This window comes from Streptomyces marianii, from assembly GCF_005795905.1.
Lineage (GTDB): Bacteria > Actinomycetota > Actinomycetes > Streptomycetales > Streptomycetaceae > Streptomyces > Streptomyces marianii.
This window is the reverse complement of the sequence record NZ_VAWE01000001.1, coordinates 7,436,962-7,460,450: the sequence shown is the minus strand read 5'-3', so window position 1 is coordinate 7,460,450 and position 23,489 is coordinate 7,436,962. Positions and strand designations below refer to the sequence as shown.

The following is a 23,489-nucleotide window of genomic DNA, read 5'->3' as shown; positions in this document are numbered from 1 at the left end:
GTCCCTCACCAGCAAGGAGCACCATGGGCGTCATCGTCGTCAGCGGGACGGGTACCGAGATCGGGAAGACCGTCGTCACCGCGGCCGTCGCCGCGGCGGCCGCCGTGCAGGGGCGGAAGGTGGCGGTACTGAAACCCGCTCAGACCGGCCTCTCGCAGAGCGAGCCGGGTGATGCCCAGGAGGCGGCACGGCTCGCAGGCCCGGGGGTCACCGGGATCGAACTCGCCCGGTTCCCCGAGCCGCTCGCCCCGGCGACGGCCGCCCGCCGCGCCGGTATGGCACCCGTCGGGCCGCACGAGGTCGCCGACGCTGCCGCGAAGCTGGCGGAGGAGCACGATCTGGTACTGGTCGAGGGGGCGGGCGGGCTGCTCGTACGGTTCGACGGGCAGGGCGGCACGCTCGCGGACGCCGCCCGCCTGCTGGGCGCGCCTGTGCTGGTCGTGGCCCCGGCCGGGCTCGGGACGCTCAACGCGACCGCGCTCACCGCGGAGGCCCTGCGCGCCCGCTCCCTGGAGCCCCTGGGCGTCGTGGTGGGCAGTTGGCCCGCGGCGCCGGACCTCGCCGCCCGCTGCAACCTCGCCGATCTGCCAGAGGCGGCCGGGGCGGCGCTGCTCGGCGCGGTCCCGGAGGGCTCCGGCTCGCTGGCGCCCGAGGCGTTCCGGGCCGCGGCGCCGCGCTGGCTGACGCCCGCGCTCGGCGGGTCATGGGACGCGGGGGCGTTCGCGGCGGACTTCGGGCCGGCCGTACGGTGAAGCGCCGTGCGAGCACGGGTTGAGGAGATCGTCTTCGACTGCGCGGAGCCGTCGGCCCTCGCACGGTTCTGGGCCGGACTGCTCGGCGGTGAGGCCGTCGAACGGAGCCCCGACTGGGCGTACGTCGACCCGCCCGGCTTCGTTCGCCTCGCCTTCCAGCGGGTTCCCGAGGCAAAGACCGCCAAGAACCGGCTGCATCTGGACGTGGACGCCGGCGACGTGGACGCGGCGGCCGCCGAGGCGGCCCGGCTCGGCGCGACTCCGGTGGGAGCCGTGGTCACCGACGACCAAGGCCGCTTCCAGGTGATGCTGGACCCGGAAGGCAACGAGTTCTGCTTCGTCGGCGGCTGACGGCGTACTCACGGCCGGGGCGTCGGCACGGGTGAGCGGGTGGTCGGACCGTACGCGGGAGGTACACGGGTGGCCGGGGCGGCTCGGCGCGGTACCGGGCGGCACGGGCGCCCGATTCACTGCTCAGGGCCGGCAGACCGGCCGGAAACCCCGGCTCCTTGCGGTGGAGCGCCGGCGCGTCTCGCCGGGGTGGGGGTGCACCGCCGGCGAACGGGGCTGAGTGAGTGAGCGCGCCCGGGGGGAGAATCACCCTGTTCGCCGCCGCTCCGTCGAGAGACGGTTCGCACGGCGGGCGCCCGAGCCGTACTCCGGAGGAGGCCAGCCATGGCGTCGCGCAGCTCCAAGGTCCCCCGGGACGCCGTACACCATCCGCTGTTCGCCCGCTTCTACGCGCGGTTCAGCGTGGCGGCCGACCTCAAGGGCGGCATCGCCGCGCACCGCGGGGAACTGCTGACCGGCCTCTCGGGCCGTGTGATCGAGATCGGTGCGGGGAACGGGCTCAACTTCACGCACTACCCGACCGCGGTCTCCGAGGTCGTCGCCCTGGAACCGGAACGTACCCTTCGGCGGTTGGCGGTCACGGCCGCCATGCACGCGGAGGTGCCGGTCGACGTGGTGCCGGGCGCGGCGGAAGCACTGCCGGTGAAGAGCGAGGCCTTCGACGCGGCGGTCGCATCTCTGGTGCTGTGCAGCGTGCGGGACCTGCCGCGCGCGCTCGCGGAGGTCAGGCGCGTCCTGCGCCCCGGCGGTGAACTGCGGTTCTTCGAACACGGGGCCGCTCCGACCCGCCCGATGGCCGCGCTGCAGCGGGGACTGGACCGCACGGTGTGGCCACGGATCTTCGGGGGCTGCCACACCTCCCGGGATCCGCTCGGCGCGATCGAGGCCGCCGGCTTCGAGTTGGGGACGTACCGCAGGCTGCGCGTGCCCGAGAAGGGACCGCGGCTGCCGACGTCCTTCTGTGTACTGGGGGTTGCGCGCCGGCCGCACGAGGACGCTCGCTGACCGCACCGCCCGCTTCCGCCGACGGCGTGAACTCCCGCCCCGTGACGGCGCCCGGACGTACGCCCGTAGGCTCGGTCAGCCCGGCCGCGGCCACGAGCCGGAAGGCGCTGGCCGGCTCCCGGGGGTCACTCGATCCAGCCGCGCAACTCGCGCGCGATCCCGTGAACGCCGGTCTTGCCCTCCTTCACCAGCCGGGCGAGGTCGCGCACATGCTCCGGGGACGTGACCACCCGCAGCCCGCTCGCGACGAGATAGCCGTAGGCGACGGCCGTCGCGAACATCGCGTTGGAGTGCTCCAGGGCGGGGACGTGCAGCAGCACCTGCATCAAGGCGGCCGCGCGCGTGTACGGGTCGTCGTAGACGGCCATTCCGAAGATCTCGGCCTCGTGGCGGCTGACCGCGGCGATCAGCGCACCCCAGTCGGTGACCTGCGGATCGCCGGGCGTCTTCTGCTCGGCGACCATGAGCAGCCAGGCGAGATCGATCGACAGGCTCAACGCTTGCCCTGTACGGCCGACTTGGTGCGACGGGACCGGCGCCCGGTACCGTCCGGCCTCACACCGGCGCCCGACTCTGCGTCACCGTCGCCCGACGGGCTCACCGCGGGAGGCGGAACCGGGGCCCCGAACTCCTCGACGAACACCGACTCGTACTGCTTCATGAAGTCGGCCGCGGCCTCGACGAAAGCGCGCCCCGCCTCGCCCGCGTCCTGTTTGACGAGCTCCTCGATGTACCGGTTCACACTGAGCCCGCGCTGATGCGCCCTGCGGCGCGCAGCTGCGGCGGTGCTCTCGTCCACCCGTACGTTCAGCTGTGTCTTGGCCACCCATCCAAGCTAGCGCCGCCGCGCTAGTACCGGCAAGAGGAAGGGAGGCCCGGAGGGAGGTCCCTCGTGACCGCCCTCACGTGAACGAATCCCCGGACAAGGAGAGTTGACGAAGCCGGTCCGATCCTGGGGCAGCGCGGCGACGCCGGCCGAGGGCACGCAGGGCGCGGAGGGCTCGGAGGGCGCGGAGGGCGCGGAGGGCGCGGAGAAGGAACACGACACCCAGGGCCGGAGTTCCCGCCGCCGGACAGGCCTGCGGTCCGGCGGCGGGCGCGGCGCGAACGCTGCGGCTCCTCGTCGACGACGGTCCTCGGCCCCTCGACGGAGGCGTTCCGCCGAGGGGTCGAGGAGCCCGCGCGACACCTGAACCACCCGGTTGCGGCGCATGGCCGGGACGGTTGGGGGAAAGCGCGTGTCGGAGCGGGCGCGCGGGAGCGCGCCACCGAAACAGGTGCGGGGAGGCGCCGACGTGGGCAAGGGCAGGCGCGGGGACGGCGGCACGGTGCGGCTGCGAGTGCACCGGTGGTGCCGGTGGTGCGGGCCGGCGTGGCGGCGGAGCGACGCTCCGCCGGACGGCCCGGTGCACGCGACCGGCGGCACGGGGAAGCACCCGGGAATCCCTTCGACTGCGTGACCGGGACGATGATGGGATGGCCGCCATGAGCGATCTTCGGACAAGGGCCGCCACCCCGGCCGATCTCGACGCCGTACTCGCCTTCTGGAAGGTGGCCGCCGAGGGCACGAGCATCAGCGACGACCGGGACGGGATCGAGCGGCTGGTGGCCGGGGATCCCGAGGCACTCATCCTCGCAGAGCGTGGCGGAGCACTGGCAGGAACGGTCATCGCGGGTTTCGACGGCTGGCGCTGTCATCTCTACCGGCTGGCGGTCCATCCCGATCACCGGCGGCAGGGGGTCGCCGGCGCGCTGCTCGGGGCCGCGGAGGAGCGCTTCCTGCGCTTGGGCGGGCGGCGCTCGGACGCGATGGTGCTCAACCGGAACGAGTCCGCGCACCCCGCGTGGCGGGCGGCCGGATACGCGCCCGAGCCGCAGTGGAGTCGCTGGGTGAAACCGCTCCGCCAGTGCCGCGTCAGGCAAGGATTGCCCGTCAAGGAGCGGCGTCCGGTGCGGTAGATCGCAAGGCGCCGGATCGACCTCGTGGTGGGCCTGCTCGGTTGATCCGGCAACGCCGCGAGTCGCCGTGCCGGGCGCCGCGACGGGGCGAACGTCGCCCGATGCGGCACTAGGAAGCGGCCGGGCACGGACACGGCCGGAGCTGCCCGTTCCCTGCGCCGGCCGGCCGCCGGACGTATGGGGCAGGGCCCCTGCCACCCGGCAGGGGCACCCGGGCCCCGCCGGTCGCCGGACCGCCGTACCGGCCCATGACCAGGAGAGGCCCGCTTCCTCTCCGTGTGGACGAAAGGTGTGAGCGCAAGCCCATGCACGAGCCTCGGGTGGCAGACATCGCGCGGTCCTTCCCGCCCTGGCCGACCATGGGACGGAGGTGAACCGATGACCGAAGTGCTCCTGCTTCTCGTGGCAGTGCTGCTCGCGCTCGCTTGCGGGGGATTCGTCGCGGCCGAGTTCTCCCTCACCACCGTCGAGCGGGCCGAGCTCGAGAAGGCGGCCGAACGGGGAGAGCGTGGCGCCGGCAGCGCCCTGAAGGCGGTACGGGAACTCACCTTCCACCTCTCCGGCGCCCAGCTGGGCATCACGGTCACCAATCTCGTCGTCGGCATGCTCGCGGAGCCGTCCATCGCCAAGCTGATCAGCGGCCCGCTCACGGCCCTGGGCGCCTCACCGTCCGTGGCGTCGTCCCTCGCCCTCGTCATCGGCACCGGACTGTCCACCGTGTTCCTGATGGTCGTGGGCGAGCTGGTCCCCAAGAACTGGGCGATCTCGCGACCGCTCGCGGTGGCCAGGGTGGTCGCCACACCGCAGCGGCTCTTCTCCGCGATCTTCCGTCCGCTGATCGGCCATCTGAACACCACGGCCAACCGCGTCGTGCGCGGGCTCGGCCTGGAGCCCACCGAGGAACTCGCGTCCGCGCGCAGCCCGCAGGAGCTCGTCGCGCTCGCCCGCCACTCCGCAAAGGAGGGGGCGCTGGAGGCGGACACCGCGGAGATGTTCGTCCGGACCCTGATGCTCGCCGAACTGACGGCGGAGAACGTCATGACCCCGCGAGTCCAGGTCACCGCCCTCGACGCGCAGGCCACCGCCGAGGACGTCGCGAACGCCACGCGCGCCACGGGGCTGTCCCGCTTCCCCGTGTACCGGGGCAGTCTGGACACCGTCGTGGGGGTCGTGCCCATCAAGGACGTCCTGTCCGTACCGGCCGAGCGCCGCCCGCGCCATCCGGTCTCCGAGCTGATGCGCGAACCGCTGCTCGTTCCTGCCACCCTGACCGTCGACCGGCTGCTCGACCTGCTGTCCGGCAAGCGGACCATGGCCGTCGTCATCGACGAGTACGGCGGCACGGCCGGTGTGGTGACCCTGGAGGACATCGTCGAGGAGGTCGTCGGGGAGGTCCGGGACGAACACGATCCGCACGAGACGCCGGATCTCGCCCGGGCGGGCGAGGACGCGGACGGCCGCGCGCTGTGGTCGGCCGATGGCGCGGCCCGGATGGACCAGCTCGAGGTCATCGGCCTGCGGGTGCCCGAAGGGCCGTACGAGACCCTGGCGGGCCTGATCGCGACGCGGCTGGGCCGGATCCCCGCCGTCGGCGACACCATCGAGCTGTCCGGATGGCGTCTTGACGTGGTCGACGCGTCGGGGCGGCGGGCGGCACGGGTGCTGCTCCACGAACCGCGGGTCGCTGACCAGCCCCCGGGGCAGCAGGCCCGGCTCCGCGGACAGCGAAGGAGCCGGGCCGCGGCGCCCACCGGAGCCGGGCCAGGCCCGTCCGACAGGCCTGAGGGGCGGGACGGGCCCGAAACGCTCGACGAGCCTGATGCGGCGCCCGACAGGTCCGACGGTTCTCGGGCGAGGACAACGGGCGGCACGCCGGGCAGGCCGCGCGAGAGCGCGGCGCACGGGTACGACGAGTCCCCCGGCGCGGAGGCGGGGGCGGAGGCACCTGAGGCCTCCGGAGGACACCCGGACGCCTCCGGCCCCGCCGACCGGACGGGGCGCCCCGGCGGCGCGGGAGGGACGGACGGGGGAGGCACGCGCCGGGCCGGAAGCACCGGGGGCTCCGGGAGCACCTTGGGCTCCCGGGCCTCCGGCAGAGGGAGGGATGCACGATGACCGCGGTTCAGCTCTTCATCGGTCTGCTGACCCTGGTGGTCAATGCCTTCTTCGTCGGCGCCGAGTTCGCCATGATCTCCGTGCGCCGCAGCCAGATCGAGCCCGAGGCCGATGCCGGAAACCGGCCCGCCCGGAGCGTCATGTGGGGGCTGGAGCACGTCTCGGCCCTGCTCGCCGCGGCCCAGCTCGGCATCACGCTGTGCACCCTGGTGCTGGGTGTGGTCGCGGAGCCGGCCATCGCCCATCTGCTGGAGCCGGTCTTCGACGCCGTCGGGGTGCCTCACGGGCTGATCCACCCGATCTCGTTCGTGATCGCCCTCGGCGTCGCCACCTATCTGCACATGCTGCTCGGCGAGATGGTCCCAAAGAACATCGCCCTCGCGGAGCCCGCACGAGCCGCGCTGCTCCTCGGCCCTCCCCTGGTGGCGCTCACCCGGGCGCTGCGGCCGGTCATCTTCGCGATCAACGCCTTCGCCAACGCGCTGCTGAAGCTGCTGCGGGTGGAGACCAGGGACGAGGTCTCCGCGACCTTCTCGGACGACGAGCTCGCACGGATGGTCAGCGATTCCGGAGCCGCCGGGCTGCTTGACGACCGGGCCGCCGAGCGGCTGCAGGATGCCCTGGAGCTGGGACGACGCCCGGTCGTGGACGTGGTGACGCCCGTTGAGCGCGTGATCTACGCACAGGTCGGCACGACGCCCGAGGAGCTGGAGCGGCTCGCTGCGGAGTCCGGATTCTCGCGCTTCCCCGTCGTCGACAGCACTCGACGGATCCTCGGCTATCTGCATGTGAAGGACGCCCTGGACCAGGCGCCCCGCAACAGGCCGTTCCCCGTGTCGGCGCTGCGGCCCATCGCCCGGGTGCGGGCCGAGACCCCGCTCGACGACGTGCTGACCGCCATGCGGCGCAGCCGAACCCACCTCGCCGCGGTCCTGGACGAGAACGGGAAGCTCGCCGGCCTGGTCACGATGGAGGACGTGCTCCGGATCCTTGTCGGGCCTCCGGGGCAGCCCCGCTGACGGGCGTCGGCGACGGTGGCTCGGGGCCGCGGCAAGCACGCGGCATACCGAGCGGTATGATCGCACGAACATGGAGATGAATGCCTCATACACCAGTCTTGTCGCGGTCGGTGACTCGTTCACCGAGGGCATGTCCGACCTGCTCCCCGACGGCACGTACCGGGGCTGGGCGGATCTCCTCGCCGCCCGGCTGGCAGCCCGCGCCCCCGGCTTCCGGTACGCGAACCTGGCCGTCCGGGGCAAGCTCATCGGGCAGATCGTCGAGGAGCAGGTGGGCCTCGCCGCCACCATGCGGGCGGACGTGGTGACGCTGGTCGGCGGCCTCAACGACACGCTGCGCCCCAAGTGCGACCTGGGCCGGGTACGCGACCTGCTGGAAGAGGCCGTGGAACGCCTCGCTCCGAACTGCCGTCGGCTGGTACTGATGCGCAGCCCGGGCCGGCAGGGGCCGGTGATGGAACGCTTCCGGCCCCGCATGGAGGAGCTCTTCGAGCACATCGACGGTCTGGCGGCCCGACACGGCGCGCTGGTGGTCGACCTGTACGGAGCCGAGGTCCTCGGCGACCAGCGCATGTGGGACGTGGACCGGCTGCATCTGACGGCCGAGGGCCATCGGAGGGTCGCCGAAGCCGTCTGGCAGACGCTGGGCCTGGCTGCCGAGGACGACTGGCGGTCCCCCCTCCCTCCGCCCGTACCTCTTGGCTGGGCGGCCCGCCGGTCCGCCGATCTCCGGTTCGCCCGGAACCACCTGATTCCGTGGATCGGGCGCCGTGTGACCGGACGCTCGTCGGGCGACGGCCTGCCGCCGAAGAGGCGCGAGCTGCTGGTGTGGGACGCGGACGGGAGCAGTCGGGCGGAACGGCAGAGCACCGGCCTCTCGTAGCAAGCCACAAACCGGGGCGGGGCGCTGGCCTGCGTGAACCGCCAGTAAAATCCGGCTTCGAATTCCTCGGTGGGACGTAGTCGAGGGCGGAGTGCAGGCGCTCGGTGTTGTACCAGCCGACCCACTGGACGACGGCGCGTTCGACCTGGTCAGCGTCCCGCCATGGGCCCTGGTGCTCGATCAGCTCGGCCTTGAAGGAGCCGTTGAGGGCCTCAGCCCTGACAGTCGTAGCTGTCGGCGACGGAGCCGACTGATCTTGATGTCCTCCACGGGACCGAAGGTGCCGTCGGCGCGCTTGTCGAAGAACGTGCCGCGGCCCGCCCCCAGGGTTTCATGTGCTGGCACGGTGCTGACGTGTCAGCACCGATCTGCCGCGATTCCTGGCTGTCGAGCCCCTACAGCTCCCGCACCGAACCCGTGCTGCTCCGGGAACACGGCCACGGGAGGGAAGATCCGGGGGCGCTCCTGGCTGAGGTCTCCCGGCCGTCAGGCGCGCAGCAGGGTGACGGTGCGCCCGGAGGGCGTGGTCTGCTGCGAGAAGGCGGTGCGCTCGTGGACCGGGGCTGTCTGCGGGCGGGTGTCGAAGACGACGAGGGTGCCCGTGGACAGCTCCATGCGGTCCAGGTAGTCGTCCAACCGTGCCAGCCCCTCGGCGAGGGGGTCGGTGCGGCCCTGGCGCCACACCTTCAGCTCCAGCGCCTCGCGCTGCACCGCCCGCGAACCGTCGGCAGCGGTGTACGGCTGGCGAATCAGCAGGTCCACGCGCCGCCGGCCGACCCCGTACTCCCGGTCGATGAAACCCGCCCCGTTCACGATCCGGTGCAGGTAAGCCATCATCACCAGCTGTGCTGCGGCCTCCGGGTAGGTCGAGGCGGTGGCCAGGATCTCGCCGTTCTCCCGCCAGAACTCGGCGAAGGAGCACAGCAGCTTGTCCATGTCGATCCGGCCGTCCGGCAGCCGGAAGCTGCTCGGGGCGGCGACGACCTGACCCTCCGTGTTGTTTCCCAGGACCCGGACAATGACCTCCTGGTAGATCGGATTGGCCACCCGCACCGGCGCGTCCGGAGCGACCAGCCCCAGGTCGCGCACGTACGCCAGATCGTCGTCGTACGTGTCCGTCGGCAGGAGCAGCTCGCCCGCGATCAGCGGCTGGATCACCCGCCGCACCCGGTCTTCGCCCAACCTGGCGGCCAGCGAGTCCAGATGCGTCGCACGCGCCAGGATCAGCCGCTCCTTCGCCTCCTCCATGTACTCGGCCGTGATCGGCGTGTCCGACGGCACCCCCATCTCCTCGACGACCTCCCGGGCCAGCGCGTTGACCAGCCACGGCTGTCCCTGGGTAAAGCTGAAGGCACGCTCCAGCGCATCCACCGTGAAATCCTGGCCCGTCTCCGTGGTGTGCTGCCCGTACAGCTCGGCGACCTCGGCCTCGGTGAAGTCGCCCAACCGCAGCGACGCCACCTTGATGTTGAACGGACTCGACGTACCAAGGCGCCCCGGATCCCCGCCCGAGGCCGCCTTGTAGTCACGCACATCCCGCAGCCCGCACAGCACCACCGCATGCGGGAAGCCGCCACGGCTGACAGTGAAGCCATCACGCAACTGGCGCAGCACACTGCGCAGGCTCTCCCCCCGCAGCGCGTCGATCTCGTCGAAGAACAGCACCAGCGGACGCGGACAGTTCCGCACCCACTCAGTCAGCCCCCGCGTGAGCCGGGACCCGGGCACCGCGTCGGGCCAGGAGGCGGAGGGCGCGAGATCATCAGGAAGCCCAGCGGACTCCGCGGACCGCCGAATCGCCTCCAGCACCAGCAGCTCGGCCTGGCCGTAGTCCTCCCCGGCCACCTCCGCGCTCTCGCAAGAGAAGTGCAGCGCCGCGTACCGGCCCGAGGCCGTCAGTTCCCGGGCCATCGCCGCCAGCACCGTCGTCTTCCCGGTCTGCCGTGGCGCGTGCACCACGAAGTACTGGCCCTGCTCGATGTACCCGCGGGCCCTGGGCAGCCGCTCCTGGGCCGGCACCATGTAGTGACGCGTGGGGACGCACGGCCCGGCCGTATTGAAGTAGCGCATACCTCGCACGCTAGCCGACGGCACCGACAACCTGAGGCGACCGTGCACCCGACCACCGGCTACACCGCCCCGTACGGGCACGAGTGCCAGAGCAGCGGTGCCCCGGTGCGGAGATCACCCGGCGGGCAGACGCAGAAACGCGGCCAGCGCCCGCTGGGGTGCAGTGACCGCTGGAGCGCCTCCGGCGACCGCCAGGGCATGCAGGTCACCGCGGCACAGCTCTTCACGTGCCGATCAGCTCATCCGGGGCACCGTTGTCGTCCCAGTCGGCCTCATGCATCCTGCCCTTGCCGAAAATCTCATCCGGGCTGGTGAGCGACCGGGGCGCGCACTGCGGCCTGTGCCTTGTTGGACAGTTTGACCGCGGGTCAGGGGCCGGTTCCCCGCGACCACGAACGCCCGTAAGCGGCTGTACCTGCTTCGTCACGGCGGCAAGGAATGGCTGGACGAAGATCGACACAGTGGCATCGCCGTGGAGACCCGCATGGGCCACGAGGTCGCCGGCGTGGAAGGTCTCTACTCGCACGTTGCCCTGGCCATGGAGCAGGAGATTGCCGATTCGCTGCAAAGCAGGTGGCTGCGCTTCGCGGCCAGCGAGAGAGAGCACCGGAAGGCACCATCTCCCACTGCCCTACTATTCGATCTTGAAAAGTGGTGGAAAACAGCAGGTCAAAGCCGCTCAGGACACGACATAGTTTCGTTCATGAAGTTCAGCTCGGCGTCCGTGCAGATGTCGCTCGGCGTAGGCCAGGCCGGGTTGAAGGCGATGGCGATCTCGTCAACGTCGGCCAGGGTGATGCCGGCCTCGGACAGGCAGTAGGCCGCGGCCACCGCGCAGGAGCGGGAGTCCTTGTGGTGGTTGCGGCGGGAGAAGCGCTCCTCCTCGGCGAAGGCGACCACCTTCCCGTCGATGACCGCAGGCGGAGGGGTGGAAGCAAAGGAGGAGGGGGCGGCACTACGGGCCGATTCGGCTGGTGCCCGTCGTCCCCGATCGGCGACCGGTGTTTCCCCTCCACGATCCTTGCCACAGCAGTCTCCTCAAGGCCTGGGTTCTCCACTGCAGAAGCGGAGGCCCGCGATGCACGAGGGCGCACATGCGCCTGTACGCCCGCTGCATACAACCCAGCGACGGGTCGCTCGTCAGCCTTCGAGCGGGCGGCCCTGTGCTGCCCGCAGGCGGGCCAGACCGGAGATCCGCGTGCGGGCAAGTGGCAGTTCGTCTTCGGGGGTCGGGAGCGTGACGGGCATGGACCACACACCGCTGGTCTGGGAGGCGATGCCGAGGGCGACCATCACCTCGGCGAGTCCCATGCCGTGGCCGGGACAGGGAGTCCGGCCACGGTGAGTACGTCGGTGCAGCCGGCCTCCTTCCCGGCAACCAAGGCGCGGATCTGGGCCTTGGTTGCCGTCCCGCGCAGCGGTAATCGCGGAGCCAACTCAGCCCTCTACCGCATTGCCCTCGTCCGCATGTCCAGAGACGCCCGCGCCAACGAGTGTGCCGCGGCGGCGGACCGTTCCGACTTTCCTGCCGGTGGATGTCGGCCGGTGATCGGTCGCGTCCAGCTGCTCGGCGAGCGGGAAGCTACCGCCATAATGGGAGGCATGCCCTCCAGCCCGCACCACCCCGCACCCGCGTCGAAGAACCTCTCGGGCACGGACGCCGAGCCGAGGGTTGCGTCCTGGGAAGTGGTGTACGGGTTCGACCTGATCCGGGGGTTTGCTCCGGCATCGGGCTGAGGCCCGCATAGACACACAGCCACCGGCTGATCTTCGAAGTGTCGAAGCCTCGAAGGAGATCAGCACGATGACCGCACCGCGCCCCGGGCCTACTCAGCTGCGGAGGTGTCTGCGGGCTCGGCGGGTGGTGACGCAGCGTGTCCGTAGTCGTTGGTTGTCGGCGTTGCGGAAGCCTTGCATTTTGAGTTCCCGGTCACGCCGGGTGAGAAGGGCTGGTCGGAGGTCTGTAGGTGGGGCGGGGATGTTTCGGTCTGTTCCGTGAGCCTTTGGGGCGGCCGGGTCCTGCGGGCCGGGGTTTCGGGGGCTGGTGATCGCGGGGAGTTTCGCGCGGAGGCGGTGAAACCCCAACCGGACTCGGTAGGGGCTCAGGGTGGTGCCATGGGGCATGCGGGCCTGCCAGGGGCGGCGGAGATCGTCGACGGGGTGCCGGGCGAGATACAGCTGCGTGTAGGCGGCCAGGACGAGGGCTATCCACCGGTCGACGGCTTCGGCCGCGTCCAGGCGGGCGGCGCCCAGGCCGAGGTGGCCCTTGACGAACCGGTGGAAGTGTTCCTGGTCGAAGCGGCGCATGTAGGCCGTCCACAGCAGAACGGGGTCGGCGGGCTGGGGGCCGAGGTGCCACAGCCACAAGTCCCTCTCCGTGCTGCCGCCGTGCGGTAGTCGCTCGACCTGCACCTGCAGGACGGTGCCGCGTAACAATGGGCAAGGGCGTATCCGCGGGCCAGTTGCTCCACCAGCTGGAGCGGCGGGTCACCTGTTGGTGCAGGTTGTGCCAGGCGCGGATGGTCACCTTCCCGTACCGGTCGCTGTCGAGGCTGACTTCGCTGTCAGGGGCCGGGCGGGTGTCGGCGCGGGCGCAGGAGAACTCCGCGCCGTGCCGCTGGGGGCGCCCGTTGGTGCCCGGCAGCCGTGGCGGCGGGTCGAAGTGGAAGCGCCGGTTGCCGCGCAGTCGCACCAGGAGTCGGACGGGCAGGCAGTCCAGCTCGGTGGCCAGTTCCGCGCCCCGGTAGCCGGCGTCCAGCAGGATCAACGGCGGCGGGTCGCCCAGTTGCCAGCGGCCGGTGGCCTGCAGATCTGCCAGCAGGGTGCGGATCTGCCGCAGGGCGACCTCGCCGGCCTGCTCGGTGGGGCGCACCCGCCGAGCCTCCAGCGGCTGCACCCAGGAGGTGGCGCCCCAGCCGATGCCGACCAGGACGCTGTAGTCCCAGCCGGGCAAGAACATGTCTGGACCCTTGGTGCGGACCATCACCATGGTCCGCTGGTCGGCGAAGCGGGCGTCGGGGCGGGCCAGCGGGGTGGTGTCGATGGCGAACGTCAGCGGCTCACCCGGCCGGGCCGGGGACAGGCGCTGAACCAGGGCCTGCGCAGCCGGTCGATCGAGACCCGCCCGTGGTGCAGCGCATCGTAGACCGAGCTGTGCCGCCGCAGGAACTCCGGCTCCAGCGACAGCTCCACCGGCGACCGAACCGGACCGGCGGTGCACAGCATGGCCTCGACGAGTTCGAACAGCGCATCGCCTCGACGGTGCAGACAGGAGCACAACTGGCCCCGGAACGACGCTAGTTCCTGCAGGGCATCGACATCAGGCGCGGGAGAGGGAAGAGTGTGCATCACGGCCTTTGCCTGATCGACTGTCAACTCGTGGCGAGAAGCCACGATCATGCAGAGGCCGCCCTGCTGTCATGAGAACCGCGGAATCCGTCCTGCCCCCGACCAGCCCTTCTCACCCGGCGATACCGGGAACTCAAAATGCAAGGAAGCCAAACGCGTTGCGGGCGACGAGCTTGATCACGCGGTTGATGCCCTCGCTCTTCGCGTTGCTGTGCCCGGTGTCGATGAACGCGTCGATCTCGGTCCACCAGCGGTCGACGGTGACGGCGAGCTGCCGCACCTCGGGGATGTCGGAGTCCGCGCACCACGTGAGGAACTTCCATCGGGCGTGGCCGACTTGATGGCGGTCGGCCCCGGTGCGGGCCAGGGCGAGGGGTTGCGCAGGTTCTCCTTGGCAATCCACGCGGTCAGCAGCGTCTGCCCGATCTTCCCCTCGCCGAGCAGGGTGTTCCACATGGTGGCGAACTGGTCGTCGGTGAGGTCCTCGCGGTTGCGTAGGAGCCGTCGTCTGGCCTTCCACTCCGGGTCGGTGGCGCGTCCACGTCGGCCCCGGATCTCGGCGGTGGTGCGGCGCCGCACCATGGACAGCATCTTGTTGGCGAGCTGGACGACGTGGAAGTGGTCGACCACGATGATCGCGTGCGGCAGGCCGGTGCGGACCGCCGCGCGGTAGGTGGCCGACATGTCGATGGCGACGTGCCGGATACTCTTTCGCCAGGTCAGCGGTGTGCTGGCGAGCCAGGCCAGGACGTCGGCGACGGTGCGGCCCTCGACCTGGCCGAGCAGCCCGCCGGTGCCGAGGGCGTCGACGAAGCCGGTGTGCCACCGGTCCCGCACCAGGTGCCACTTGCCGCTCTCGGGGTCCTGCTCCCACTTCGTCTTGCCCCGCCGGGTCTCGTCGATGCCCATCACCCTCACCTCAGGCAGCGGGGCGCCCGTGACCTCGCGCGCCGATGTGCGGAAGGCTCCCATCACCGTCGGCCATGACAGATGCAGGTCGCGGGCGGCCTGGATGACCGTGGAACCGGCATCGCGCACCCGGTGCCCGGCCGCCTCCCGCAACCGGGCGGTGACCCGCGCCCCGGCCGGTATCTGGGCAACGCTCTCGGTGAACGATTTCCTCGGGCACTTCGGCTCGCGGCACCACCATCGGCGCTTGTGCCAGAAGAACTCCAGCCTCCGCTCCCCGTAGGGCAGATCACGCGGCCGGGTCACCGCCGGCCCCTTCACCCGGGAGGCGATGACCCCGCAGGACGGGCAGGCCCGCGCCGCCTCGTCCGCCGTGATCAGGTGCACCCGACGCGTCCCGTCGGCCAGTGACTCGACCCGCACGACGGACACCCCGTCGAGACCGAGCAACAACGTCGTATCGTTGACCAAGCCCGTGGCTCCCCAATGATCCTTCTGCGTAGAGAACAGAAATGATCAACCAGGACCACGGGCGTCCTGCGTCCGGGGGCCAGTCCCGCCATACACATCACACACCGTGACGAACAGTCAGCGCGCCTGACGAGATGCAGTTGAGTAGGCCCGGGGCGCGGTTCCGGGATTGCTCCCGGTCCGTTTCCCCGAGCCCCTCGCCGAACCCGCCGTACGGATCTCTCCGTAACGGGCTCTCCACGGTCTCTGCCGTCAGGTGTGGTTGGGGATCCAGGGGTTGGGGATCGTGCTACTGCGGTAGCGATACCGGGTGATGGGGATCGCGGGGGATTTTCCGCAGTTCGACCTGTCCGCCGGTGACTGGCTTCCAGCGCCCGGTGGGCGTGGTGAGCCGTCGGCGGACGTCCTTCCATCTCCAGTGGTGCCGCTCCATCAGCATGCGGATGATTCGCCACCAGGCGAAGTTGTCCAGCATACTGAAGGTGCTTTTCGCGACAGCGTGCCTGAAGTAGTTGGCCCAGCCGTGCATGACCTGGTTGATTCTGGTCAGCACGTGTTCCAGATCCTGCTGCGACGTCCTGTGTGTCAGGGCACGGATCTTGGCCTTCAGCGACCGGATGGGCCGGTCGGCGATGAAGGTGTAGACGTGCCACTTGTTCGTTCCCCGCTTGCGGCGCCACTGGATGTGGAACCCCAGGAAGTCGAACCCGTCGCTCATGTGCACCACCTGGGTCTTGGCCTGCGAGAGGCGAAGGCCCATGGGGGCGAGCACAGCGGCGACGTCTTCGCGCAGCGCCAGCACGTCGTTGCGGTCGCCGTGGACGACAACGACGAAGTCATCGCAGTAGCGGACCAGCCGCCACGTCGGTGACCCCTTGCGGCGCCGGTAGGCGCGTCGGCTCTCGGTCGACATGCTCCCGCCGTCCTTCCACGGTCCGTGCAGGTGCTCATCGAGCACCGACATCACCACGTTGAAGATCAGCGGGGAGAGGATGCCGCCTTGCGGCGTGCCGGTGTGGGTGTCCTCGAAGTCGCCGAGTTCGGTGAGGATCCCGGCCTTGAGGAACGCCTTGACCAGCGCCAGCACGCGTTTGTCCTTCACCCGCAGCCGCACCCGGCCCATCAGGGCCGCATGCGAGACGTTGTCGAAGGCCGCCTCGATGTCCGCATCCAGCACCCAGCGGTAGCCGCGGGTGCCGAAGTAGTGGATCTCAGCGATCGCGTCCTGGGCCCGCCGCTTGGGCCGAAACCCATAGGAGACCGGCTCGAAGTCGGCCTCGAAGATGGGTTCCAGCACCAGCTTCAGCGCCGCCTGGACGATCCGGTCAGCCACGGTGGGAATGCCGAGGCTGCGGATCTTTCCCGACCCGCCCGGCTTGGGGATCTTGCGTTCCCGCACCGGCAGCGGCCGGAACGTCCCCTCCTTCAGGGACGTCCGCAGGTCGTCCAGGAACCTCGGGACGCCAACACTGTCCTCGACGTCGGTGACCGTGAGGCCGTCGACGCCGGGAGTGCGCGCCCCCTTGTTTCCCGCGACCCGGTCGAACGCCACCAGCAGCGTCGCCGGGTCGTGCACGAAGTTGAACAGGTCGTCGAACCTGCGGCCGGGATCGGCCGCCGCCCAACGGTGAAGCTTGGCCTGCATCCCCGATACCCGCGACCAGGCCCCCTGCGGGATCTGGTCGGGAGCGCCGCTGTTCAGCGGCGCATCTTCCGGCATTGCAGTCTCCTTCCCTTCTCGAAACCGCTGCCGCCCTTCCCCATGCGCACGGGCTCTCCCCGGCTCGGAGTACTACGGCGGCTCCGCCCCACCCCGCCCGTTCGGCAGTCGGTGTGCCTATCCCGGCCGGCGGGCCGGATGCCCGCCACCGGGAACCAGGACAGGGTGGTTCCCACGTTCACTGTGTTTCGCTCGGCGGAGGAGGAGCCCGACTTTGTCCCAGCGGCATCGCCACGGGTACGCCGCAGTCCTTCCCCGTGGCCTTCCAGGCAGCAAGCAGAAACCACCCCAGAAGTTCCCCGCCGCTACCGCGACGGGTACGCACCGCGCCCGGCCCAGATCCACCAGGTTCGAGCCGGTCCAAAGGCTGAAGGACGTATCAACGCCGGTTCCTCGCGTACTCCTTTCCGCCACGCTCGCCGGACCCGCACCATCTGGCAGTACTGGCACGTCCCGGCTTTGTCAGGGCTGCTCCCGCCCTCCCCGGCACCACCCGGATCAGGCTGCCCCCAGCTTCAACGCCCTGCTGCGACAGGACGAAGGCGAAGGTCTCTCACCTCCACTCGAAACAACAGCGCCTCGTGGCGCACCCGCTCAAGTTCGAAGACCCGTCAAAGCAGTCCCTGCGGCATCACGGATTCCTCAACTACGGCTGGTCGAATGTCTCAACCTTAGTGCGGTATTTCAGCTCACCATGAACATCGGCGAAGATCTCCAAAATGAAGTCTGGAAGGGCATCCGCAGATGGATTTCCATCACCTCCGCGACTACCAGGCTCCGCTTGCCAATCCACCAGATGGACGACCACGGCATACCTACCGCTGTCGAGCGGGATCTCCACCTTCTCCGCACCAGCGTAACTTCCTACGGCTTCAAGCCCGCCGAGTTCCAATGCTCCATCTGAGACGAGGAGATAAGGCTCGGAAGAGACAAGGAGATAAGTCCGCTCTCGTTCACTCAGATTTCCTGGAGCTTCCACGCCGCGCATTGCGACCTGGAATGCCCCATTGCCTCCGATGTTGATCGGCACGAAGGCACCGGCTGCGATCTGGCGTTCGAGGGCAGAGTCTTCCGCTACCTCGTCCTCCCACTGATCCAGCTCGCTGACGTGGTCGAATGCGCTCGCACGCCAGACGCCAAACAGGCCAGCACTGGTCACCACGGCGTGAGAGACGTCCACGTCGCGCAACTGCATGGTTCTGCCCCACCTAACATGTTCTGACTGTGATCGAGATGCTACACACCAGGTCGCCTGGTTGCAGCCCTTGCTTCTTTAGTTGTGCCGATATTTGAGATCCGAGACTTCGGTTCACCGAACTATCAAGTGGCCACATATTGCTGACATCATAAAGTCCGCCGAGTTGCAGGTCGATCTTATGATCGATGCCAGTTCCAGGAACTGTTTGATTTCCAGCTCGACGCCAGACATCAGCAGCGCTTCCCGAACGTTGAACCTTTGTCACAATCAGCTGCGGAGCGGCATTCAGAGTAGCAACCTTTTCGTCAGCCGCCGCAATCTGCTCCGGAGACCAGTCGGGCTTGTAGGTCAGCTCAAGTTTCGCCCCATTGCAATTGTGGACCAGACCGGAGTCGTCCCCGCCAGCACATAGTACGTGTGCTATGCGGTACCCCCAGGGTCAGGGCCCCGGCGAGTGCCTGGATCGTCCCGGCCTGGGGTGTTGATCTCGGTGGTGGCCCCGGGAAGCAGGTGAACACGGCACCTGTGGATCATGTAGTTCTCTACGCTGCAAGATCCACGAAGGTGCCGTGTTCGTTCCTCCATCATTCCCTGTCGCTGCCCCCGTGCCTCATGCGCCCCGCCTGGAAGCCCTCGGCGAGAGCGCCGCCAAGGAGCAAGTCCGCTGCCTGGTAGCCGAGTTCGAATCGGTCACTGATCCGAGAGGGGCTTGCGGAGTGCGGTACCGGCTCTCCTCGCTGCTGGCCCTGGTGGTCTGCGCGATGACCCCGTCCGGCCACGACTCGATCACCGCGGCGGCGGAGTGGTGCCGACGTGCGACGTCGGAGGAACTGGCCGCCTTCGGCTTGCCCTACCACCCACTCCTTGGCCGCTACCGGGTGCCGAGCGAGAAGACCCTGCGCAGCGTCCTGGGGCGGCTCGATCCCGGTGAGATCGGCGCGGCCAGCTACGACTACCTTCGGCCTCTGCTGTCCGCACAGCCCCACCGGCCGGAGCCGGTAATGCCCGACGGTGGGGCTGAGCGTGAACAGCGCCGGGCCCACCGGGCGGCCGCCCGCGCCGAGCCGGTACGGCTCCGGCGGCGGGCGATCGCGGTGGACGGCAAGTGCCTGCGCGGCGCGAGGCGCCCGGACTGCAGCCGGGTCTTCGTCCTGTCCGCCGTCCGTCACGGCGACGGTGTCACTCTCGCCTCCCGCGAGATCGGCGCGAAGACCAACGAAATCCCCGAGTTCGCACCTCTCCTCGACAGAATCGACGACGCGGATCTCGCGGGGGTGGTCGTTACCGCCGATGCCCTCCACGCCCAACGCGACCACGCCATCTACCTGCGCGAACGCGGCGCTCACTACCTGCTGACCATCAAGAACAACCAGCGCGGCCAGGCCCGTCAACTCCACGCCCTGCCCTGGAAGGAGATCCCCGTGATCCACCGCGACGACGCCCGGGGCCACGGCCGTCACGAGCAGCGGCTCGTGCAGGTCGTCACCGTCGAGGGCCTGCTCTTCCCGCACGCGGCCCAGGTCCTGCGGATCCAGCGCCGTCGCCGTCTCTACGGGGCGAAAAAATGGTCCAGCGAGACCGTCTACGCCATCACCGACCTGCCCGCCGAGGAAGCGAACGCAGCCGAGATCGCGTCCTGGGCTCGCGGGCACTGGACCGTGGAAAATACCGTCCACTGGTGTCGAGATGTCACCTTCAACGAGGACAAGTCCCAGGTCAGGACCCACAACGCGCCCGCCGTACTCGCTGCCCTCCGCGACCTGATCCGCAGCGCGCTCAAGCTCGCCGGCTACGTCAACATCGCCGCCGGACGACGAGCGCACACCGAGCGCCCCCGCGTCCTAGCCCTCTACGGCATCACATGATCAAACCGGACGATCCAGGCACTCGCCGGGGCCCTGCCCCCAGGGTGACTCTGTTGCTGAATCCTTCAGCCGGCGAGTTGGTGGCTGAGGCGCTGCAGTCGGCTGGTGCGGGGCTTGCGTAGTGGGTTGGTGGTCCACCAGGCGTCGAGGCGGACGATGTTGAGGGCGGTGGCGGAGAAGGCGTGTTGGAGGGTGACTTTCGGTAGCCCGCGGTAGCGGGCCTGGCGGATGCCGGTGACGTCGAGGGCCTGGTTGACGGTGCCCTCGATGCCGGCGCGGAGGGCGTACTTGGCCCTCCAGGACTCGGTGTCCTGTTCGGTTCTGGCTGTGGTGGTGCGTTCGTGGAGTTCACGGGGACGCAGGGTGAGCATGCGGGTACCGCGGACCGAGCTGGTGCAGTTGGTCCGGGAGGGACAGGGACGGCAGTCGGCTCGGGCGAATTCGATCACGATGGCGTCCCATCGGTGCTGGGTGACCGGGTACCAGCCGGCGCTGGTGGCCCCCTGGGGGCAACGGACCTGGCGGGCCTTCCAGTCGACGCGGAACGCGCTCTTGGCGAAGCCCTCGGCGGCCTTGGCCTGCGGGGAGTGGTCGGCCAGGAGCGGGGTGACCATGCCGATGCCCCGGCCCGCCGCTTCCACGACCAGGTCGACGGAGGCGTATCCGGAGTCGAGGTAGTGCTCGCCCGGTGCGACCTGCCGCTCGGCCAGGTTCTGCTGGATGGGCGCGGTGGCCTTGACGTCCGGAACGGTCGCCTCGGTGGTGTGGACATCCGTGATCAACCGCAACGGCAGCCTCACGGCTTCGGCTTCGGCTTCGGCTTCGGCTTCGGCTTCGGCTTCGGCTTCGGCTTCGGCTTCGGCTTCGGCTTCGGGGAGGGTGTCGCAGGTCTCGGTGAGGTGGACCTTGTATCCGAGCCAGAACAGGTCGTCGCCCTTGGCCGACCAGCGGGCGTCGGGGTCGTACGGGGAGGCCAGACGGATATGGCCGGGCGGGACGCCCTCGTCGTCGGCGTCCCGCTTCTTGATCACCTCCCGTCCCCGGCCATCGGTACGGATGATGTAGGTCTGCACCATGACCTGCCGCAGGAGGGCCACCGCCTCGATCTCGCGGACCCACACCGGCGCGGTGTCGGACCAGGCGGCCCGGCACAGGACCAGCGCGTCCTGGCCGAAGACCTGGGCAAGCCGGTCCCGCTTGGTCTTCGAGCGCGGCATCGTCCAGCCATCCACGCGCGGCCCGTAGCGTTCGGCGAACTCGGCGACGTCGATCACGCCGGCCAGCCAGGACGGCGCCGCCACCGCCAGCGCCTCCAGAGCGGCCCGCACACTCTCCCCGGCCAGCTCGGTCCGGTTCAGGTCACGGACCGCGCTGATCACATGGGTGGAGTCCGTGCGCTGCTTGCCACCGGCCTTGATCAGCCCGGCCTCGCGGCAGTGCTCGACGAGCCTGTCGAAGAGTGTCCGCTCCAGGCCGTGCCCGACCAGCCGGGCACGGAACTTCGACAGCGCGGAGAAGTCGAAGCCGGCATCGGAGAGCTCCGCGCCCAGCGCGTACTTCCACGACAGGCGATCCCGCGACGCGTCCGCCGCCTGCCGGTCGGTCAGGTTCTCCGTGAACTGCAGCACCGTCACCAGCGCGAGCAGGGCCGGAGACTGGGCGGGAGCCCCACGATCGGGAAACGCATCGGTGAACAACGCGTCGTCGAAAACCTCGGCAAGGTGGTCACGCACGCGCATGGGCAGGCTCCCACCAGGGAAGGCCGCACGGGCCGTTCTGGCCGTCTGTTCAGGAATGGACGGCAATCCCCCCGGCCGCATGGACACCGCGCCAACCCCCTGCGGCCGGAGCAGACAGAACGACCGCACCAACGATCATGCCGACCTGCCCGTGCCTCTGCAGGCAATTCAGCAACAGAGTCCAGGGTCCCGGCAAAGTCGTTCTGCAGCCCTGTGACATGGGGTTTTGCGGGGCGGAAGAGATGCGCGGGCGTGGTCCGGTCCGGTTGGATGGAGGTTCCTACGCCTTACCGTCCGACCAGGGGATCACGCCCGCGCCATGCCATCGTCTCTCATCCCTGCGCCTGTTCGCACCCCTGCCCCGGCTCATGAGCTCCTCGTCCAACTGCTTGCCGGGATACCTGATCCGCGCCGTCGACGCGGTGTCCGGCACCCGGTGGGTGCTCTGATCGCGGTGGCGGTGTGCGCGGTGGTGGCCGGAGCCCGGGGGTTCACCGCGATCGGGGAGTGGGCCCGGGACGCGGGACGTGTCGCGCTGGAACGGCTGGGCCTGGAGCGGGGCGGGGTGGACGAATCAACGCTGCGGCGCCTGTTCGCCCGCCTCGACGCGGACCGTCTCGATGCGGTGCTGGGAGTCTGGGCCCTGACCAGGACCGCACGTGTCGCGGGCCGCAGGGTGATCGCCATCGACGGCAAGACGGTCCGGGGCGCACGCGGCGGCAGCTCCACGGCCCCGCATCTGGTCGCCGCCCTCGCGCACGGGTCCGGCGCGGTGCTCGGTCAGGTCGCGGTGGGCGAGAAGAGCAACGAGATCCCCGCCGCCCGGGAACTGCTTCAACTCCTGGACCTGGACGGCGTCGTCGTCACGATGGACGCACTGCACACCCAGCACGACACCGCGACTCTGGTGACCAGGGGCGGAGGAGACTACGTCCTGACCGTGAAGGCGAATCAGAAGTCGTTGTACGCACAGCTCAAGGCGCTCCCCTGGACTTCGATACCCGCCGTCACCAGGACGGACCGAGGACACGGACGCCGCGCCACTCGCACGATCAAGGTCGTCGACGTGCCGGCATGGGTCGAGTTCGCCGGGGCCGAGCAAGTCGCCCAACTGCGGCGCACCGTCACCCGCAAGGGCCGACGGACCGTCGAGATCGTCTACCTGATCACCAGCGCGGACGCCCGCACCGCACCGCCCGCCGTCCTGGCCGCATGGACGCAGTCGCACTGGGAGATCGAGAACCGCCTGCACTGGGTCCGCGACGTCACCTTCGACGAAGACCGCTCCCAGATCCGCACCGGCAACGCACCCCGCGTCATGGCCGCCCTGCGCAACACGGCGATCACGCTGCTGCGCTTGGACGGACACCAGAACATCGCCGCCGCCCTACGGCATCACGCACGCGCCACCGACCGCCCCATCAACCTGCTCCTGACAGCCTGATCAACAACTTTGCCGGAGCCCTGGTGTGCTACGCGGCTGCCTCTACCTGCTTTTTCGCAGGTCAAGCGCAGTTTGCTGGTCCGGTGAGGTGCGTGGGCGTCCGTGGTTGTGCGGGGTTGTTGCCGCTGCGGCAACTACTGCCGTCACCCCATGCAGAAGCCCCGCCAGGACGCGCCTGACGGGGCTTCATATTTGCTGCTGAAATCCTGTGACCTCGAAATTCAGCTCTGGGGCGTACCCGTTACGCGATCAGTCTCGAAACGAGCAACCCTCTAATCGTGAACCCGGATCAAGAATTCACCTCAATCCGAGGATGAATCACTTCATCGAGTTCCCTGTTCCTTGGAGAGCCGCACAGATCGCCCACCCCACAGCCTGGACGTTCTCGCTGTAGAAGCCGTACCTGTTATGAAACGCCTCTTCCGACGAGCGATTCAAGAAGGCGAAAGCCAGGGCCCCATACAACGCCCGAAGGTCGGAGTGGCTCAACGCCACCTCAACGTTCGAGCGCGACCTGAAGTCCACTTCTCGCTCCCTAAGTTCGAGAAGTCTATCCGACGCATCACCCGCCACGACGGCCACCATCTCCGAAGAGTGACTGCCGCCATAAAGATCCACAAGCACCCTTCTGGCCAGTTCGA

The 23,489-nt window shown here is 69.6% G+C and carries 21 protein-coding genes and 4 pseudogenes; 10 read left to right on the top strand and 15 right to left on the bottom strand.

The window, feature by feature from the left end:
• Window positions 1-23: 23 nt before the first annotated feature.
• The 3 genes from bioD to FEF34_RS33755 all read left to right on the top strand — a co-directional run bounded on the left by bioD (window position 24) and on the right by FEF34_RS33755 (window position 2,108).
• Entirely contained in the window at window positions 24-752 is a 729-nt protein-coding gene (bioD, locus tag FEF34_RS33765; protein WP_138056546.1) for a dethiobiotin synthase, read from the top strand.
• 6 nt (window positions 753-758) lie between these two features.
• Window positions 759-1,103 carry a VOC family protein gene (locus FEF34_RS33760; protein WP_138056545.1) on the top strand — a complete coding sequence of 115 codons (345 nt, stop codon included), beginning with the start codon at window positions 759-761 and terminating at the stop codon, window positions 1,101-1,103.
• A gap of 324 nt (window positions 1,104-1,427) precedes the next feature.
• Window positions 1,428-2,108, top strand: coding sequence for a class I SAM-dependent methyltransferase (locus FEF34_RS33755; RefSeq protein ID WP_138056544.1), 681 nt, complete (start codon window positions 1,428-1,430; stop codon window positions 2,106-2,108).
• Between the two features lie 125 nt (window positions 2,109-2,233).
• Here FEF34_RS33755 and FEF34_RS33750 read toward each other — a convergent pair whose 3' ends face one another.
• Together FEF34_RS33750 and FEF34_RS43390 are read right to left on the bottom strand one after the other, a co-directional pair.
• Window positions 2,234-2,605 (bottom strand): fic family toxin-antitoxin system, toxin component, encoded by a 372-nt coding sequence (locus FEF34_RS33750; protein WP_138056543.1) that lies wholly within the window; start codon window positions 2,603-2,605, stop codon window positions 2,234-2,236.
• A 125-nt stretch (window positions 2,606-2,730) separates the two neighbouring features.
• A pseudogene (locus FEF34_RS43390) lies at window positions 2,731-2,934 on the bottom strand (toxin-antitoxin system HicB family antitoxin); the annotation flags it as partial.
• 650 nt (window positions 2,935-3,584) lie between these two features.
• Between FEF34_RS43390 and FEF34_RS33740 the strand changes: the two are divergent.
• The 4 genes and pseudogenes from FEF34_RS33740 (at window position 3,585) to FEF34_RS33725 (ending at window position 8,084) form a co-directional block, all read left to right on the top strand.
• Window positions 3,585-4,067: a GNAT family N-acetyltransferase gene (locus FEF34_RS33740; protein WP_138056542.1), complete on the top strand. Its 483-nt coding sequence runs from the start codon at window positions 3,585-3,587 to the stop codon at window positions 4,065-4,067.
• A 378-nt stretch (window positions 4,068-4,445) separates the two neighbouring features.
• Window positions 4,446-5,780 (top strand): annotated as a pseudogene (locus tag FEF34_RS33735) (hemolysin family protein); the annotation flags it as partial.
• 398 nt (window positions 5,781-6,178) lie between these two features.
• Entirely contained in the window at window positions 6,179-7,201 is a 1,023-nt protein-coding gene (locus tag FEF34_RS33730) for a hemolysin family protein (RefSeq protein WP_138056541.1), read from the top strand.
• A gap of 70 nt (window positions 7,202-7,271) precedes the next feature.
• Window positions 7,272-8,084, top strand: a complete 813-nt coding sequence (locus tag FEF34_RS33725; RefSeq protein WP_138056540.1) for an SGNH/GDSL hydrolase family protein — start codon at window positions 7,272-7,274, stop codon at window positions 8,082-8,084.
• A gap of 79 nt (window positions 8,085-8,163) precedes the next feature.
• Here the strand turns inward: FEF34_RS33725 and FEF34_RS43385 are convergent.
• From FEF34_RS43385 to FEF34_RS41615, 5 genes and pseudogenes are all read right to left on the bottom strand, one after another.
• Window positions 8,164-8,292: pseudogene (locus FEF34_RS43385) on the bottom strand (integrase core domain-containing protein); the annotation flags it as partial.
• A gap of 278 nt (window positions 8,293-8,570) precedes the next feature.
• The gene (locus FEF34_RS33715) at window positions 8,571-10,154 is read right to left on the bottom strand and encodes an ATP-binding protein (protein ID WP_234042650.1); all 1,584 of its coding nucleotides are present in this window, start codon (window positions 10,152-10,154) and stop codon (window positions 8,571-8,573) included.
• 223 nt (window positions 10,155-10,377) lie between these two features.
• Complete coding sequence (locus FEF34_RS41620) at window positions 10,378-10,761, bottom strand: hypothetical protein (RefSeq protein ID WP_171053194.1); 384 nt, start codon at window positions 10,759-10,761, stop codon at window positions 10,378-10,380.
• Between the two features lie 62 nt (window positions 10,762-10,823).
• Window positions 10,824-11,054, bottom strand: coding sequence for a hypothetical protein (locus FEF34_RS33705; protein WP_138056539.1), 231 nt, complete (start codon window positions 11,052-11,054; stop codon window positions 10,824-10,826).
• Window positions 11,055-11,294: 240 nt separating this feature from the next.
• Window positions 11,295-11,465 carry a DUF6042 family protein gene (locus tag FEF34_RS41615; RefSeq protein ID WP_171053193.1) on the bottom strand — a complete coding sequence of 57 codons (171 nt, stop codon included), beginning with the start codon at window positions 11,463-11,465 and terminating at the stop codon, window positions 11,295-11,297.
• A gap of 291 nt (window positions 11,466-11,756) precedes the next feature.
• Here FEF34_RS41615 and FEF34_RS43810 point away from each other — a divergent pair, with 291 nt between their 5' ends.
• Window positions 11,757-11,891, top strand: a complete 135-nt coding sequence (locus FEF34_RS43810) for a hypothetical protein (protein WP_267905277.1) — start codon at window positions 11,757-11,759, stop codon at window positions 11,889-11,891.
• Between the two features lie 93 nt (window positions 11,892-11,984).
• On the opposite strand, the gene FEF34_RS33700 is transcribed toward FEF34_RS43810, so the two are convergent.
• The 6 genes and pseudogenes from FEF34_RS33700 to FEF34_RS33680 all read right to left on the bottom strand — a co-directional run bounded on the left by FEF34_RS33700 (window position 11,985) and on the right by FEF34_RS33680 (window position 17,797).
• The gene (locus FEF34_RS33700) at window positions 11,985-12,566 is read right to left on the bottom strand and encodes a hypothetical protein (protein WP_138056538.1); all 582 of its coding nucleotides are present in this window, start codon (window positions 12,564-12,566) and stop codon (window positions 11,985-11,987) included.
• Window positions 12,567-13,205: 639 nt separating this feature from the next.
• Entirely contained in the window at window positions 13,206-13,553 is a 348-nt protein-coding gene (locus FEF34_RS33695) for a transposase (protein ID WP_138056537.1), read from the bottom strand.
• An 82-nt stretch (window positions 13,554-13,635) separates the two neighbouring features.
• A complete protein-coding gene (locus FEF34_RS44370) occupies window positions 13,636-13,905 on the bottom strand; it encodes a transposase (protein WP_407698321.1) in 270 nt (89 codons plus the stop codon).
• Window positions 13,890-14,798 (bottom strand): annotated as a pseudogene (locus FEF34_RS33690) (ISL3 family transposase); the annotation flags it as partial. The pseudogene FEF34_RS33690 and the gene FEF34_RS44370, both read right to left, overlap by 16 nt.
• Before the next feature lie 373 nt (window positions 14,799-15,171).
• Window positions 15,172-16,602 carry a group II intron reverse transcriptase/maturase gene (gene ltrA / locus FEF34_RS33685; RefSeq protein ID WP_234042649.1) on the bottom strand — a complete coding sequence of 477 codons (1,431 nt, stop codon included), beginning with the start codon at window positions 16,600-16,602 and terminating at the stop codon, window positions 15,172-15,174.
• Window positions 16,603-17,248: 646 nt separating this feature from the next.
• Complete coding sequence (locus tag FEF34_RS33680; protein WP_138056535.1) at window positions 17,249-17,797, bottom strand: hypothetical protein; 549 nt, start codon at window positions 17,795-17,797, stop codon at window positions 17,249-17,251.
• A 572-nt stretch (window positions 17,798-18,369) separates the two neighbouring features.
• Here FEF34_RS33680 and FEF34_RS33670 point away from each other — a divergent pair.
• Window positions 18,370-19,665, top strand: a complete 1,296-nt coding sequence (locus FEF34_RS33670) for an ISAs1 family transposase (protein WP_138056534.1) — start codon at window positions 18,370-18,372, stop codon at window positions 19,663-19,665.
• 65 nt (window positions 19,666-19,730) lie between these two features.
• Here FEF34_RS33670 and FEF34_RS33665 read toward each other — a convergent pair whose 3' ends face one another.
• Window positions 19,731-21,485: an IS1182 family transposase gene (locus FEF34_RS33665; RefSeq protein ID WP_138057885.1), complete on the bottom strand. Its 1,755-nt coding sequence runs from the start codon at window positions 21,483-21,485 to the stop codon at window positions 19,731-19,733.
• A gap of 238 nt (window positions 21,486-21,723) precedes the next feature.
• Here FEF34_RS33665 and FEF34_RS33660 point away from each other — a divergent pair, with 238 nt between their 5' ends.
• Window positions 21,724-22,848, top strand: a complete 1,125-nt coding sequence (locus FEF34_RS33660) for an ISAs1 family transposase (protein WP_267905181.1) — start codon at window positions 21,724-21,726, stop codon at window positions 22,846-22,848.
• A 318-nt stretch (window positions 22,849-23,166) separates the two neighbouring features.
• Here the strand turns inward: FEF34_RS33660 and FEF34_RS33655 are convergent, their stop codons facing one another.
• Window positions 23,167-23,433: a hypothetical protein gene (locus FEF34_RS33655; protein ID WP_138056533.1), complete on the bottom strand. Its 267-nt coding sequence runs from the start codon at window positions 23,431-23,433 to the stop codon at window positions 23,167-23,169.
• Window positions 23,434-23,489: the final 56 nt, after the last annotated feature.